Genomic DNA, 15,134 nt, shown 5'->3' on the forward strand with positions numbered 1-15,134 from the left:
CTATGCGGGCCGGGCGGGGGATGGGTTCATCTGCACGTCGGGTAAGGGCATGGAGTTGTATACGGAGAAGTTGTTGCCGGCGGTGGCGGAGGGTGCGGCGAAGGCCGAGCGTGATGTCGCGGGGATCGACAAGATGATCGAGATCAAGATTTCGTACGACACCGATCCGGAGTTGGCGTTGGAGAACACCCGGTTCTGGGCGCCGTTGTCGTTGACGCCGGAGCAGAAGCACAGCATCGATGATCCGATGGAGATGGAGGCGGCGGCGGATGCGTTGCCGATCGAGCAGGTCGCGAAGCGGTGGATTGTGGCGTCGGATCCGGATGAGGCGGTGGAGTTGGTGCGGGCGTATGTGGATGCGGGGTTGAATCATCTGGTGTTTCATGCGCCGGGTCATGATCAGAAGCGGTTTTTGGAGTTGTTCGAGCGGGATTTGGCGCCGCGGTTGCGCGCACTCGCCTGACCGGTTTCCCACGCGAGTAGACGCGGGGTGTCCTCTCTCCGGGGACACCCCGCACTAGGGTGGCAACCATGAGTGCTGCTGAAGATTCCGTATCGAGCATCTACATCGCAGCCCCGGAAGGCGACACCGGGAAGTCGACGGTGGCCCTGGGCTTGCTGCAGACATTGTGTGCTTCCACCGCCCGTGTCGGCGTCTTCCGGCCCATCGCTCGATCCGACAGCGACACCGACCACATCCTGGAACTGCTGCTCGAGCGCACCACCGCGGATCTCAGCTACGACGACTGCGTCGGCGTGACCTACGACGAAGTGCACGCCAACCCCGAGGCGGCGCTCGGCGACATCGTGACCAAGTACCACGCCGTCGCCGACCGGTGCGACGCCGTGGTGGTCGTCGGCAGCGACTTCACCGAAATCGCCAACCCCAGCGAACTCGCCTACAACGCACGCATCGCCGCCAACCTCGACGCGCCCGTGCTGTTGGTGCTCCGCGGCGCGCGCCGCACCCCCGAGGAGATCGCACACCTCGCCGACCTGTGCGCGAGCGAACTCGCGTTCCACCACGCGCACCTGAGCGCCATCGTCGTGAACCGGTGTCCACCGGAGGCGCTCGAGGAGGTCGCTGCCGCACTCGGCGGCCGGAAGGAACCGGTATGGACCCTGCCGGAAGTGCCGATTCTCAACGCACCGACCGTCGCCGAACTGCAGACCGCGATCGGCGGCAAGCTCTACAGCGGCGACCCCGACCTGCTGCAGCGGGAAGCACTACGCATCATGGTCGGCGGCATGACCGCCGAACGCATTCTCGAACGCATCACCGAGGGTGTCGTCGTCATCGCACCGGCGGACCGCTCGGACGTCATCCTGACGCTCGTCAACGCCAATGCGGCAGATGGCTTTCCGACGCTGTCGGGCATCATCATGAACGGCGGACTGCTTCCGCACCCCGCCATCGCCCAGCTCCTGTCCGGTCTCGGCTCGAATCTGCCGATCCTCACCACCGACCTCGGAACCTTCGATACCGCTTCGGCAGCGGACCGCACCCGAGGACGCATGGCGCTCGGCGCGCAGCGCAAGATCGACACCGCGCTCGCTCTCGTCGAACAGCACGTCGACACTGCCGCGCTGCTGGAACGGTTGCGGCTGCCCCGGCTCTCGGTCACCACTCCGCAGATGTTCGAGTATCAGCTCATCGACCGTGCCCGCAGTGCACCACGGCACATCGTGCTTCCCGAAGGCGAGGACGACCGCATCCTGCGGGCTGCGGGGCGGGTACTGCAACGGCACATCGCGGATCTCACGATTCTCGGTGACGAGCCCGCGGTCCGGCAGCGCGCTGCCCAGCTCGGAGTGGACATTTCCGGTGCGCAGATCATCGATCCGCGCACATCCGAACTCGGCGAACGCTTCGCCGAGGAGTACCACAAGCTTCGTCAGCACAAGGGCATGACTCTCGACCGCGCGACCGAAATAATGCGGGACGTCTCGTATTTCGGAACGATGATGGTGCATTTCGGACTGGCCGACGGAATGGTGTCCGGCGCCGCGCACACCACCGCGCACACCATCCGCCCGTCGTTCGAGATCATCAAGACCGAGCCCGGAGTGTCGACGGTGTCGAGCATCTTCCTGATGTGCCTGTCCGACCGGGTCCTCGCGTACGGCGACTGTGCGGTCGTACCCGCGCCCACCGCCGACCAGCTTGCGGACATCGCCATCTCGTCGTCGGCGACGGCGGCGAAATTCGGAATCGAACCACGTATCGCAATGTTGTCGTATTCGACCGGAGAATCGGGTTCGGGCGCGGATGTCGACAAGGTGCGCACCGCCACGGCCCTCGTCCGGGAGCGCCGCCCGGACCTCGCGGTGGAAGGGCCGATCCAGTACGACGCGGCGATCGAACCGACCGTCGCGAGCGCGAAGCTTCCCGATTCGGAGGTGGCCGGGCGAGCCACGGTGTTCATCTTCCCCGACCTCAATACCGGCAACAACACCTACAAGGCGGTGCAACGCAGTGCCGGAGCCGTCGCGATCGGGCCGGTGCTGCAGGGGCTGAACAAGCCGGTCAACGATCTGTCGCGCGGGGCGTTGGTCCAGGACATCGTCAACACCATCGCGATCACGGCAATTCAGGCGCAGGGAGAAGAATCGTGAGCACATCCACCTCGTTGACCGCGGGGACCGTCCTGGTACTCAATTCGGGTTCGTCGTCGATCAAGTTCCAGCTCATTCACCCCGAAAGCGGTGAAGCTGTAGCGCACGGACTCATCGAGCGCATCGGTGAGCCGGAGGGGCGGATCATCTTCCACCACACCACCGGAACCGAGGAGCGGGTGGGCGAGATCCGCGACCACCGGGCCGGCTTACGCACGGTGCTGGACATGCTCGAGACGCTGGGCAGGCCGCTGCAGGAAGCCGGTATCGCAGCCGTCGGGCATCGGGTTGTTCACGGCGGCACAGTGTTCCACGAACCTGCCCTCGTCGACGACGACGTGGTGAAGGCCGTGGCCGAGTTGTCCATCCTCGCGCCCCTGCACAATCCGGCGAACGCCATCGGGATGGAGGTCGCGCGCGAGGAACTGCCCGACATCCCGCACGTCGCGGTGTTCGACACCGCGTTCTTCCACGCGCTGCCCGCGGCAGCCGCAACGTACGCACTCGAGCGAAACATCGCTCGCGAGCACGACATCCGGAGATACGGATTCCACGGGACGTCGCACGAATACGTCTCACAGCGCGCGGCAGCGTTCACCGGTCGCGACCAGGCCGAACTGAACCAGATCGTGCTGCATCTCGGCAACGGTGCATCCGCGTCGGCCATCGAAGGTGGCCGTCCCATCGATACGTCGATGGGGCTGACTCCTCTCGAGGGCCTCGTCATGGGTACGCGAACGGGCGATATCGACGCCGGCGTCGTCATGCACCTCAATCGGGTCGCGGGAATGAAGGTCGACGCGATCGACGACCTGCTCAACCGGCGCTCCGGACTCCGCGGTCTCTCCGGTGTGAACGACTTCCGCGCGCTGCTGAACCTTATCGACGAAGGCGACGAAGACGCGAAGATCGCGTACGACGTCTATGTGCACCGGTTGCGGAAGTACATCGGTGCGTACGTCTTCGAGTTGGGTGGCGCCGATCAGATCATCTTCACCGCCGGCGTGGGCGAGAACAATGTCGATGTCCGGCGTGACGCGCTCGCGGGCCTGGAACGGCTCGGCATCGTCGTCGACCTCGAACGCAACGCAGCCCCCGGTAAGGGGGAGCGGCGGATCTCCGCAGACGAGTCGGAGGTCGAGGTCTTGGTCATCCCCACGAACGAGGAACTCGCTATCGCCCGCGCCGCTGCGGAATTCGCGTAGCGGCCGGTACACCGGCTAGGCGGGGACGGTGGATTGCCGAACGACGAGCCGAGGAGTCAATGCCACCGACGACGCCGGTAATCCGTGGGTGACCGCGAGCAGCATCTCGGCCGCGCGCATGCCGATCTCCCGATGGGGACTGTGCACTGTCGTGAGAGGTACGGTCAGTTCGCTGCAGATGGAGATGTCGTTGTAGCCGACGACTGCGATGTCCTGTCCCGGGCGGAGTGAGCGCTCCCGCAGGACTCCGAGCACGCCGATCGCGCTGAAGTCGTTCGCGGCGAAGATCGCGGTCGGTGGCTCGGGTAACGAGAGCAACGCTTCGGCTCCGCGCCTTCCCGCGGCAGGATCGAATCCCTCTTCGCGCACGTAGGGGGCCGGCACGTCGATTCCGGCACCGTTCAGTGCCGCAATACAACCTTCCAGTCGATCGATGCCTGTGCTGGCCCACCTCGGTCCGGAGATGATCCCTACCCGGGTATGACCGAGGCGGGCAAGGTGCTCCCCGACGAGACGGCCGCCGAGGTGGTCGTCACACGTCGCCGACAGCGCTCCGGGATATCTTCGGCTGACGAGAACGAAAGCCACTCCGCGCCGAGAGAGTTCGTCCAGATTTGCGCTGTCGAGCCGAGCGTCTCCGAAGATGAGGCCGTCGACGTTGCGTCCGAGGAGGAGGTCGATCCGTCGGCGTTGCCGGGCAGCATCGTCATGGGTGTTCGCGACGAAGGTTTCGTACCCTGCCCGGTTGGCGGTGTCTTCGATCGCGTCGTACATGGCGGAGAGGACGATGTCGGTGAGGTGAGGGACGAGGACACCGAACGCCGTCGACTTCTTCGTCGTCAGGCTTGCTGCGTTGGGGTTGGGTACGTACCCCAGCTCCTGAGCGAGACGGGACAATCGGAGGTCGCTTTCGGTCGCGGACCCGGGACCTGCTGCCACGCGCCGCAACGCACGAGAAACCGTCGAAACGTGTACGCCCGCAGCTTCGGCGACCGTTTTCAACGTCACGTTTCCCGACGTCCTTTTCACCACGGTCGTTCCCTCCGCCGATCGCCAGTGCTGCCGTGATCTTGCTCGGCCCCTAAGCTAGCACCGCGTGCAATCGATTGCGCAACACGTTGCGCCGGCAAAGGAGTACACATGACCGGTCTCGGAGGCCTCAATCCGTCCCCATCTTCCCTGACTTTGGGCCTGGTGCAGCAGCAGGTTCCGCTGGTCGAAACAATGGCCGACGTCGACGCGGCCACCGATCGGGTGGTCGCGGCACTGCGCGACGCCAAGGAAGGGTTCTCCGCCCTCGACCTCGTCGTGTTTCCCGAGTACTCGCTGCACGGCCTCCGGAAATCCGGATGGGCCCGGGACGAACTCATGTGCGACCTGGACGGTCCCCAGGTCGAGCGGTTGCGCCTCGCCTGCAAGGAGGCCGCGGTATGGGGATGCTTCAGCGTGATGGAGAGCAATCCGAACGGCGCGCCGTTCAACTCGGGGATCATCGTCGACAGCGACGGTGAAATCGCGCTTTACGTGCGAAAACTGCATCCGTGGACCCCGAAGGAGCCGTGGGAGCCCGGCGACATCGGTGTGCCGGTGTGCCGGGGACCGAAGGGTTCGGTGCTGTCGCTGCTGATCTGTCACGACGGTATGTTTCCCGAGGTTGCGCGCGAGGCGAGTTACCGAGGAGCCAACGTCTTGCTGCGGACCGCGGGGTACAAGTTCCCTCTGAAGCAGTCCTGGCGGATCACCAACGAAGCCAATGCCTTCCAGAACCTTGCGTACACCGCGTCGGTGTGTCTCGCGGGGCACGACGGTAACGGCATCCCCTCGATGGGTGAGGCGATGGTCTGCGACTTCGAGGGAACGATCGTCGAGCGCGGTGACTCCACTCCCGACCGTGTCGTCACCGCGACCATCGAGCCTGCGCGGGCGGATGCTGCACGACGGGAGTGGGGCGTGGAGAACAACATCTACCAGCTGGGCCACCGTGGATACACCGCTCTCGCAGGCGGGGCGACGGATTGCCCTTACACCTACATGAGTGACCTCGTGGCCGGCCGTTATCGGGTCCCGTGGGAAGACGCCGTGCAGATCGTCGACGGAACGAGCGAAGGTTACGGGCCGCCCCGCCCGGCGGGATCCGGCGTGGACACCGCCCGGATCGGATTCGGCATTCGGTGAAGGGCCGGGCGTCCGGCGCGGAATGTGACGCGCACGTAACGGCAATGTGAAAGCTTCCGGATTCTGGGATGAAGCCTCGACAATTAGTCCGGGCTGCATCTATCTTTCGACTGACGCAATCGGTTGCACAACCAATTGCGCATCTCGACGGAGAGGCTTCACGTATGACATCCCAGAGCGGTGACCGCGCATCGGTCGCGGATCGGGCCCACTACGACATCGGTGCCATGACCGAAGGCGACGTGTACAAGTTGCTGTCGTGCGCGGTGCAACCCCGGCCGATCGCGTGGGTCTCTACCGTCTCCGCCGACGGGACTCGGAATCTCGCACCGTTCAGCTTCTTCACCGTCGCCTCACGAAACCCCGCGACCCTGGTGATCTCCATCGGCGAACGCATCGGGTCACCGGGCGAGCCGAAGGACACCCTGGTCAACGTCCGCGAGACCGGCAATTTCGTCGTCAACATCCCCGCCGCCGACACAGTGGAAGCCGTCACCGCATCGTTCGCCACCGTCGAACCGGACGTCGACGAGTTCACCCTCTCGGGCGCGACACCGATCCCGTCACACTCCGTTTCGGCACCGTCGGTACTCGAATCGCTCATCTCGCTGGAGTGCGAACTGCTCCGCGAAATAGACCTCGGCACCGACACCCTCGTACTCGGGACCGTCACGACCGTCACGTCCCGGCCGGGTCTACTGTCGGAGAGCCTGCACGTGGATACCCTGGAACACCCCTTTCTCGGCCGTCTCGCCGGGCCGTTCTACACAACGAGCATGAACAGGGTCGCGCAGTGACCGCGGCGGGCAAGCTGGACGCACCCGAAGCGCCCTCCGACGTGGATACCATCAATATCGCAGTGGTGCAGACGGAATCGCGCTCCGGTCAGTGGCAACGCAACATCGACATGGTGGCCGAAACCGTTCGCCGCCTCGCCGCCGAGGGCTCGGACATCATCGTTCTCCCGGAGTTCTTCGCCACCGGGTACGACCTCGAGGGCGACATCCGGTCCATCGCCGAAGAGGTGCCCGGCAGGACGTCCGACGCACTGGCCGACCTCGCCGCTCAAACAGGCACCGTCCTCGTTACCGCGCTCCCGCACCGCACCCCGGAAGGAACCGTCACGGACAGTTCCCTCGTGGTCGGTCCGGACGGACTGCTCGCCCTCGGGCACAAGCGATTCCTCTGGGGGCAGGAAAATTCGGTGTTCACCCCGGGTGCGCAGAGCGGACTCCTCGTGCCCACACCGTTCGGAACAATCGGCGTGGTCATCTGCTACGAAGCAGGATTTCCCGAAACGGTGCGGGCTCTGGCGCGCCGCGGAGCCGACATCATCGCAGTCCCCTCGGCGTTCGGTCATCCGCGCCTGCACGTGTGGAAGCTGCTGACGCGATCGCGAGCACTGGAGAACGGGGTTGTCGTCGCCGCGGCCGGTCTCACCGGCCGCACGGGCGGTGGCCCCCGGTTCGCCGGGCACAGCGTCATCGTCGGTCCGCGCGGCCGCACCATCGCCGAGTTGGACGAGAGCGTCGGTGCCGTCGCGGCAGTCGTCGCCCGCAATTCGCTTTCCGAAGCCCGCCGGGAAGTCCCGTACCTGCAGGACCTGCTACGTCTCGGAGGAATAGCCGAGAACACGAGCACCACCGAGAAGACACTGGAGAGGAACTGAGATGTTCGATCTGAGATCAGCCGATCTGCTGCGCGCGTTCACGCGCCAGCTCGAACTGTGCAAGGTCCGGCCCGGGGAACAAGTGGTGATCCTGGCGGAACCGGCCAGTCGCGGCGACTATGTTGCCGCCGCATTCGGTGCCGCCCAGAGTCTCGGCGCTCAGGTGCTGTCGGCGACCGTTCCGGGTGGTAGCGCCGCGCCGATGCCCAGCACCCACACCGGTGCCGGCCCTGGCCTGGTCTCCGTGATGAACAGCGTGGCGACGCAGAACCTGCTCAAGGCAGCCGATCTCGTCGTCGACCTCACGAGCGAGGGGTTCATCCACGCACCCATCCAGCAGGAGATTCTCGCCTCGGGCACCCGCATCATCTTCGTCTGCGACGCACCGGACGTGCTGATCCGCAATATGCCCCAGGAAGGCGACAAGGAGCGCGTACAGGCGGGCGTCGATCTGGTCCGGCAGGGATCGATCATGCGCATCACCAACGAGGCCGGCACCGATCTCACAGTGGAACTGCGTAATTCGCAGCCCGAGTTCCAGGTCGGCTTCGCGGACGACAAGGGACGATGGGATCACTGGCCCAGCACCATGGTGTTGTGCTGGCCCGAAATCTCCAACGGCCGGATCGTCCTGTCCGAAGGCGACATCCTGTTGCCCTTCAAGGAATACGTCCGCGAGCCCACGACCCTCACCGTGACGAACGGCCACATCGACGAGGTGACCGGCGGAGCGGAAGCAACATTGCTGAACATGTTCTTCGCCGACTCCAACGACAAATGGGCCCGTTACCTCTCGCACATGGGCTGGGGACTGATGAAGTCGGGCGACTGGTTCGCCGCAGCGATGTACGGCAAGGACGACATCATGGGCATGGATGCCCGGGCGTTCGCCGGGAGCTTCCTCTGGTCGACCGGACCTCACCCAGTTCTCGGGCGTGACTCCTACGCGCATCTCGACATCGGAATGCGCTCGTGCACCGTGTCCATCGACGGCATCGATGTCGTCACCGAAGGCCGATTGGTGGAGAACTGACATGGCACCCATCCAAGTAGTGATCGCAGGCGGAGGGCTCGGCGGACTCACGGCGGCACTCGCGCTGCGTCATCGGGGCCTGCAGGTCACCGTCCTGGAAGCGGCGGCCGAACTGGGCGAAGTCGGCGCGGGAATCCAGACCGCCCCGAACGCGAGCCGGATTCTCATCGGCCTCGGAATGCGACGCCAACTCGAGGCCATCAAGACCGAGCCCATGGATCAGGTGCGACGCCGATGGGAGAACGGCAAAGTTGTCGCGCTCACCTCGCTCGGTGAGTACTGCAAGGAGAAGTTCAACGCGCCGTACTGGCACTACCATCGAGCGGATTTGCATTCGGCGATCCATGTCAAGTGCCTCGATCCCGAGGGCCCCGGTCCCATCGTGGAGTTCGTGACCGACGCACAGGTGGTCGACGTCGACCGCACGAATCCCTCGCGCCCGGTGGCAGTCACGTCGAACGGCGGACGATACGAGGCCGATGTGGTCATCGGCGCGGACGGCATCCGCTCGACCGTGCGCGATGTCATCGGCCTACCGGACACGCTGGTCTTCTCGGGCGAAATGGCCTTCCGTGCACTGGTTCCCGGAGACCGCGTCGTCAAAGATCCCGCAACCCGCTGGCTCGTGGACCGTTACCAGAGCACGATCTGGTACGGCCCCGACCGTCACCTCGTCCACTACATGATCAGGGACGGGGAGTACCTCAACATCGTCGCTCTCGTCCCGTGCACCGACGAGGTGCGCGACGGAGGACCCAGGCTGGTGGGGCCCGAAGAGCTGATGGCGGCCTTCCCCGGCTGGGACGACCGCGCGCTCGCGATGATGGCCAAGGCCGACGAGAACGTGCTGTGCCAGGCCCTGTACTACCGCAGGCCCGATCCGAGATGGGTCGAAGGCCGGGTCGCCCTCCTGGGCGACGCGTGCCATGCCATGCTGCCCTACCAGGCCCAGGGCGCCTCGCAAGCCATGGAGGACGCCGCAGTCCTCGCGGAAGAACTCGGCAGGGTAACCGTCGCCGGAATCGATGAAGCGTTGGCGCGCTACGTATCTCGTCGCGCGCGGCACGCTCGCATGGTGCAGGATGCAAGCCTGCAGAACAAGACCTTCTATCACCTACCCGACGGACCCGAGCAACAGCTGCGGGACGCGACACTGGCGTCGTTCTCTGGGGAATCCGATATCTCGTACGACTGGCTCTGGAGCGGCACACCGCTCGACGACAGCGACGACGAGAAATTCCACTACGCGTTCGTCCGATAGCGAAATCGGATGCAGCGCACTCATATCCGCGCCGGAGGGTTGCGATGAAAACTGGTGACCAAGTAGTACAGGAACTCCCCTGGAAGTGGGGAGTGCAAGGGAAAATCTTCATCATCGGCGGTCTCGGGTACATGTTCGATGCCTGGGATGTCGCACTGAACGGGTTCTTGACGCCGCTGCTCGGCACCTACTGGGATCTGACCACCGCCGAGCGGGGCCTGGTCGCCACCGGAAACCTGGTGGGCATGGCGGTCGGTGCCGTGGTGTGGGGCACTCTCGCCGACCGGATGGGCCGCAAGCGTGCCTTCTCCCTGACGCTGCTGATCTTCGCGCTGTTCTCGGTGCTCGGCGCTTTCTCGCCGAACTTCGAAGTCTTCATTCTGCTCCGCTTCCTCGCCGGCTTCGGCCTCGGTGGTTGTATCCCCGTCGACTACGCACTGGTCAGCGAGTTCTCGCCCCGAAAGATTCGCGGCAAGGTCCTCTCGGCTATGGACGTGTGGTGGCCCATCGGCGCCACCGTGTGCGGCGTGGTCGCTACGCTCCTCGTGCCGATCGACGGCGACGTGCGCTGGCGATACATGTTGCTGTTCATGGTTCTGCCCGCACTGCTGCTCTTCTGGGTACGACGCGGCATTCCGGAGTCACCGATCTATCTCGCCAAGGTCGGCCGCGAGGCCGAGGCTCGTGCAGTCATCGACGACATGGTCGAGCGAACCGGTGCGCCGGTGGTCGAGTACGTCATCGTTCCGGAAACCGAATCGCGCGGTCCCGGCGGCCTGAGGGCCGGCTGGACGCAGCTCAAGTCCGTGTGGACCTACAGCCCCGGCATCACGGCCACCGCATGGATGTTGTTCGTCTCGATCATGCTGCTCTACTATGCCGCGCTCAGTTGGATGCCCTCGATCCTGCGGGCCGAAGGCTACGGGGAGTTTGCGGCCTTCGCCGGCACGACACTGATGACCGGCGTCGGAATCGTCGGCGTGCTCACCTCCGCGCTTTTGGTCGAGGTGTTCGGACGTAAATGGGTCATCGGGTTGTCCGGACCTGTCGCCGGTGCCGCGCTGGTGCTGTTCGCGATGATGCTGGACGTGCAGTCCGTCGCCCTGATCTGGCTCGGCATCTTCGGATTCGTCATCCAGCTCACGATTCCCGTGCTGTACTGCTACGTCTCCGAGCTGTATCCGACGACGATCCGCGCATCCGGCTTCGGCTACGCCTCGTCCGTCAGCCGTGTCGCTACCGGTTTCGCACCGTTGCTGTTCGGATCGGTGATGTGGCCGATCCTCGGCCTGCCGCTGACCTTCGGCATCGTCACCGCATTCGTCGTGTTCGCCGTGCTCTGGATGTCGTACTTCGCACCCGAGACAAAGAACCGCGAACTCGACACGCTCGTAGACGATTCCACGATCGACGGCGGAACCCCCGACGCTGTCGGGGGAGAGGTCCGGGTCTGATGAAGCCCGCACGATTCGACTATCACCGCGCACGCGACGTACAGGGCGCACTCCGGTTGCTTTCCGATCTGGGTGAGGACGCGAAGATCATCGCGGGCGGTCAGTCACTGGTCGCCATGATGAACTTCCGTCTCGCCCGCCCGGCTCACCTCGTCGACGTCGGTGCACTTCACGCGCTGCGTTACGTTCGCAGGGAAGACGACGGGCTCCACATCGGAGCGCTCACCACCCATCTCGAAGTGGAGTCGGGCGGCCTCGATGCGGACTTCGCTGTGCTCGGCGAAGCGATGCGATGGGTCGGCCACTACCCGATCCGGACGCGGGGCACGGTGGGCGGGAGTATCGCGCACGCCGACGCGACGGCGGAATGGTGCCTTCTCGCAGTGCTTCTCGACGCCGTGATCGTCGTCGAAAGCGTGCGCGGACGGAGGTCGATCGATGCGGGCTCGTTCTTCTTCGGTTTCTATTCCACCGAATTGGCATTCGACGAGATGATCGTCGAGATCGTCTTCCCGCACGCGGCTCCCCACGCCGCGGTAACGGAGTTCGCGGAACGGCAGGGCGACTTCGCGATCGTCGCAGCCGCCGTTTCGCTGGATCTCCGCGGGGTCGAGGTCGTGGGCGGGAGGGTCGCACTGGGTGGTGTCGGGGCCACGCCGGTGCGATCACCCGAGGCCGAACGGGTACTGGCCGCCGGCGGCACGTTCGACGACTGCGCCGAGGCCGCCGCCGACGCGCTCGAACTCGAGGACGACGGCGCGTACACCGCCGATTATCGCCGCACCCTCGTCCGCACGCTGGTGGCCCGAGCGTGCGGAGACGCACTGGTCTCCCAAGGAGTTTCGTCATGACGACTGTTGCACCCAGCCATGGGGAGGGCACCCCGGGGAAGTTCGTAGGAAGATCCGTGGCACGTCGAGAAGACCCGCGGTTGCTCACCGGCCGCGGCCGGTTCGTGGACGACATCTCCATGCCCGGCATGCTGCACGCCCAGTTCGTTCGTAGCACGGTGGCTGCGGGTTCGGTGACCGCGCTCGATGTGTCGGATGTCGTCGGCGTCGACGGTGTGCGTGCGGTGTTCACCGCCTCCGATCTCGCACTGAAACCGATCCGGGCCGAGCTGAGCAGGCCGCTCGAGGAGTTCGTTCCGACCGACATGCCGATTCTGAGCAGTGACCGGGTCCGGTACGTCGGTGAGCCGCTGGCACTCGTCGTCGCCGACGATGCCTACACCGTCGAGGACGGACTCGAAGCCGCCCGGGTGGCTTACGACACCGTTGTCGCGGTGACCTCTGCGGATCAGGCGCTCACACCGGGCGTGCCGCTGGTGCACGACGAGGCGGTGAACAACACGGTGGTGGACGTGCAGATGTTCGCGACCGAGGGCATCGACGAGATCTTCGATGCCGCGCACACGGTCGTATCGGTGCAGTCGCGCACCGGGCGCCAGAACGCGCTCCCACTCGAGACGCGGGGATGCATCGCATACTGGGACGACCGCGACGAGCAGTTGATCATCCATATCTGCACGCAGATTCCCCACCAGGTACGCACCGTGACGGCCCACTGCCTCGGGCTCGACGAGCGTCAGGTCCGGGTGATCGTTCCCGACATGGGTGGCGGATTCGGCCAGAAATGTGTGGTCGGGCGCGAGGAGATCGCCGTTGCCGCCGCCGCTTTGAAGCTGCGCCGACCGGTGAAATGGATCGAGGACCGCAAGGACGCTCTGACCGCGTCGTTCCTCGCCCGCGAGCAGCAGTACGACGTGCGTGCCGCGTTCGACGCCGACGGACATATTCTCGGGCTCGACGCCGACGTGATCTGCGACATGGGTGCGTATTCCTGCTACCCGTTCACCGCCGGCATCGAACCGCTGATGGCCGCAGCCGAAATGCCCGGTGTCTACCAGGTGCCTGCCTACCGTGTCCGGGGACGGTCGATCTTCAGCAACAAGACCCCCACTGCCCCGTACCGCGGAGTGAGCCGGCCCCAGTATGTGATGGTCATGGAGCGGCTGTTCGAGAGAGCTGCCCGGGAGTTGGGTCTCGACGCGGTGGAGATCAGGCGTCGCAACGTGATCACGGCGTTCCCGTACACGGGGATCAACAACGTGACCTACGACCCCGGCTCCTACCTGGAGGCGCTCGACGAGTGTGAGAAAGCCCTTCGCGACGAAGGCTGGTACGAGTTCAGGGAACGCGCGGAAGCGGAAGGCCGGCACGTCGGGATCGGCTACTCGTGTTTCAGTGAACGTACTGGTTATGGAAGCACGGCATTCGCAGCACGGAAGATGAAAGTCGTGCCCGGATTCGACATCTCGGAGGTCCGCATGGATGTCTCCGGGACAGTGTCAGCCACCACGGGCACGATGAACCATGGCCAGAGTCACGAGACCACGATGGCGCAGATCGTCGCAGATCGTCTCCGTGTCCAGGTAGAGCAGGTCAAGATCGTGCAAGGCGATACCGAGCGGATCACCTACGGGTTCGGCTCGTTCGCTTCGCGCTCGATCACGATCGGCGGGAGCGCCGTGTCCGTCGCGGCAGATAAACTCGGCCGGAAACTGTGCGAGATTGCGGCGCACCTGCTGGAGACCCGCAGCGATAATGTGGAACTCGCCTCCGGTCGCGTCCGGCAGATCGACGACCACTCGAAGTTCGTCAGTTATCAGGACATCGCGGACGTGGCCTATCTCCGTGCGCAGTTGCTGCCCAAAGGCGTCGATCCCGGATTGTCCGCAACTGCAAGTTTCGACGTGTTCAACGACGGAACGTTCTCCAACGCGACGCACGGTGTCGTGGTCGAACTGCACGAAGGCACCGGAAAAGTGGAGATTCTCAGGTATTTCTGCGTGGAGGACTGCGGGGTCGCCATCAACCCGAAAGTCGTCGAAGGGCAGTGCCGTGGCGGTATCGCCCAGGGCATTGCGGGTGCGTTGTTCGAGCAGGTCTCGTACGACGACAACGGGAACCCGTTGTGCGCGAGCTTTATCGACTACAAGGTACCGACAGCCTGTGAGATACCGGAGGTCGGGATCCACCATCTCGAAACCCCCTGTCTGTTCACCGAATCCGGTGCCAAGGGTGCCGGTGAGGGAGGGACGATCGGTGCGCCCGCCGCAGTCCTCAATGCTGTCAATGACGGCTTGCGCCGCACGGGTGTGGAACTGAACAACACGCCCATCACACCGGTAGCCGTTCAGCACGCTTTGGCGAAGGGAATCGCATGACGAACAAGCAACTGCTCGAATTGACCGTCAACGGTGTGCATCACGAGGTGATCACTGAACCGCGCCGCACGCTGGTGGACGTGCTGAGACACGATCTGAGGTTGACCGGTACGCACGTGGGATGTGAGCACGGTGTATGCGGCGCGTGCACAGTCCTGATCGACGGCAAGCCCGCCCGCGCGTGCCTCACCTTCGCTGCGCAGGTAGAGAATTCCGAGGTCCGCACAGTGGAGTCGCTGGGCAGCGACGGGATACTGACCGACCTGCAACAGGCGTTCGCCGACCACCACGGTTTGCAGTGCGGGTTCTGTACACCGGGCTTTCTGATGCTCGCCGAGGGCTATCTCGCCGAGAATCCGGACGCCACCAAGGACGAAATCCGCGAGGTGGTCGCGTCGAACTACTGCCGTTGCACCGGATATCAAACCATCGTCGAGGCGATCGATGCCTGTGCCGAGCAGCGTCGCTGCGCCGGTTGCCTGAAGCCCTGAC

General features: G+C 64.8%; 13 protein-coding genes. 12 read left to right on the forward strand and 1 reads right to left on the reverse strand.

The features are described from left to right. The 3 genes from TVH25_RS00975 to TVH25_RS00985 form a co-directional block, all read left to right on the forward strand. A partial coding sequence (locus TVH25_RS00975; protein ID WP_422423159.1) for an LLM class flavin-dependent oxidoreductase occupies positions 1 to 463 on the forward strand: 463 nt, incomplete at its 5' end. A 68-nt stretch (positions 464 to 531) separates the two neighbouring features. Beyond that, entirely contained in the window at positions 532 to 2,616 is a 2,085-nt protein-coding gene (pta, locus tag TVH25_RS00980; RefSeq protein ID WP_169619174.1) for a phosphate acetyltransferase, read from the forward strand. A gap of 14 nt (positions 2,617 to 2,630) precedes the next feature. Beyond that, positions 2,631 to 3,821, forward strand: coding sequence for an acetate kinase (locus tag TVH25_RS00985; RefSeq protein ID WP_422423195.1), 1,191 nt, complete (start codon positions 2,631 to 2,633; stop codon positions 3,819 to 3,821). Positions 3,822 to 3,836: 15 nt separating this feature from the next. Here TVH25_RS00985 and TVH25_RS00990 read toward each other — a convergent pair whose 3' ends face one another. Beyond that, positions 3,837 to 4,829, reverse strand: a complete 993-nt coding sequence (locus TVH25_RS00990) for a LacI family DNA-binding transcriptional regulator (protein WP_422423160.1) — start codon at positions 4,827 to 4,829, stop codon at positions 3,837 to 3,839. A gap of 132 nt (positions 4,830 to 4,961) precedes the next feature. Between TVH25_RS00990 and TVH25_RS00995 the strand changes: the two genes are divergently transcribed. From TVH25_RS00995 to TVH25_RS01035, 9 genes are all read left to right on the forward strand, one after another. Then, positions 4,962 to 5,996: a formamidase gene (locus TVH25_RS00995; RefSeq protein ID WP_169651340.1), complete on the forward strand. Its 1,035-nt coding sequence runs from the start codon at positions 4,962 to 4,964 to the stop codon at positions 5,994 to 5,996. A gap of 164 nt (positions 5,997 to 6,160) precedes the next feature. Further along, a complete protein-coding gene (locus tag TVH25_RS01000) occupies positions 6,161 to 6,793 on the forward strand; it encodes a flavin reductase family protein (RefSeq protein ID WP_422423161.1) in 633 nt (210 codons plus the stop codon). Next, positions 6,790 to 7,665: a carbon-nitrogen hydrolase family protein gene (locus TVH25_RS01005; RefSeq protein ID WP_422423162.1), complete on the forward strand. Its 876-nt coding sequence runs from the start codon at positions 6,790 to 6,792 to the stop codon at positions 7,663 to 7,665. Before TVH25_RS01000 ends, TVH25_RS01005 begins: the two co-directional genes overlap by 4 nt. 1 nt (position 7,666) lies before the next feature. Next, complete coding sequence (locus TVH25_RS01010; protein ID WP_169651337.1) at positions 7,667 to 8,698, forward strand: hypothetical protein; 1,032 nt, start codon at positions 7,667 to 7,669, stop codon at positions 8,696 to 8,698. A 1-nt stretch (position 8,699) separates the two neighbouring features. Further along, positions 8,700 to 9,959 carry an FAD-dependent monooxygenase gene (locus tag TVH25_RS01015; RefSeq protein ID WP_422423163.1) on the forward strand — a complete coding sequence of 420 codons (1,260 nt, stop codon included), beginning with the start codon at positions 8,700 to 8,702 and terminating at the stop codon, positions 9,957 to 9,959. 44 nt (positions 9,960 to 10,003) lie between these two features. Continuing rightward, positions 10,004 to 11,413: an MFS transporter gene (locus TVH25_RS01020; protein WP_169651335.1), complete on the forward strand. Its 1,410-nt coding sequence runs from the start codon at positions 10,004 to 10,006 to the stop codon at positions 11,411 to 11,413. Then, positions 11,413 to 12,264, forward strand: coding sequence for an FAD binding domain-containing protein (locus TVH25_RS01025; RefSeq protein ID WP_422423164.1), 852 nt, complete (start codon positions 11,413 to 11,415; stop codon positions 12,262 to 12,264). The genes TVH25_RS01020 and TVH25_RS01025 overlap by 1 nt, the downstream gene beginning before the upstream one ends. A 56-nt stretch (positions 12,265 to 12,320) precedes the next feature. Beyond that, complete coding sequence (locus TVH25_RS01030) at positions 12,321 to 14,642, forward strand: xanthine dehydrogenase family protein molybdopterin-binding subunit (protein ID WP_422423165.1); 2,322 nt, start codon at positions 12,321 to 12,323, stop codon at positions 14,640 to 14,642. Further along, entirely contained in the window at positions 14,639 to 15,133 is a 495-nt protein-coding gene (locus tag TVH25_RS01035) for a (2Fe-2S)-binding protein (RefSeq protein WP_296550899.1), read from the forward strand. Before TVH25_RS01030 ends, TVH25_RS01035 begins: the two co-directional genes overlap by 4 nt. Position 15,134 lies beyond the last annotated feature (1 nt).

The sequence above is a fragment of the Rhodococcus sp. 7Tela_A2 genome, assembly GCF_049311045.1.
Taxonomy (GTDB): Bacteria; Actinomycetota; Actinomycetes; order Mycobacteriales; family Mycobacteriaceae; genus Rhodococcus.

Bases quoted from the DNA above. Each gene is read 5' to 3' on its own strand.
- TVH25_RS01010 (WP_169651337.1), top strand. From the start codon at position 7,667: ATGTTCGATCTGAGATCAGCCGATCTGCTGCGCGCGTTCACGCGCCAG.
- TVH25_RS01035 (WP_296550899.1), top strand. From the start codon at position 14,639: ATGACGAACAAGCAACTGCTCGAATTGACCGTCAACGGTGTGCATCAC.
- TVH25_RS01000 (WP_422423161.1), top strand. From the start codon at position 6,161: ATGACATCCCAGAGCGGTGACCGCGCATCGGTCGCGGATCGGGCCCAC.
- TVH25_RS01015 (WP_422423163.1), top strand. From the start codon at position 8,700: ATGGCACCCATCCAAGTAGTGATCGCAGGCGGAGGGCTCGGCGGACTC.
- TVH25_RS01020 (WP_169651335.1), top strand. From the start codon at position 10,004: ATGAAAACTGGTGACCAAGTAGTACAGGAACTCCCCTGGAAGTGGGGA.
- pta (WP_169619174.1), top strand. From the start codon at position 532: ATGAGTGCTGCTGAAGATTCCGTATCGAGCATCTACATCGCAGCCCCG.
- TVH25_RS01025 (WP_422423164.1), top strand. From the start codon at position 11,413: ATGAAGCCCGCACGATTCGACTATCACCGCGCACGCGACGTACAGGGC.
- TVH25_RS00995 (WP_169651340.1), top strand. From the start codon at position 4,962: ATGACCGGTCTCGGAGGCCTCAATCCGTCCCCATCTTCCCTGACTTTG.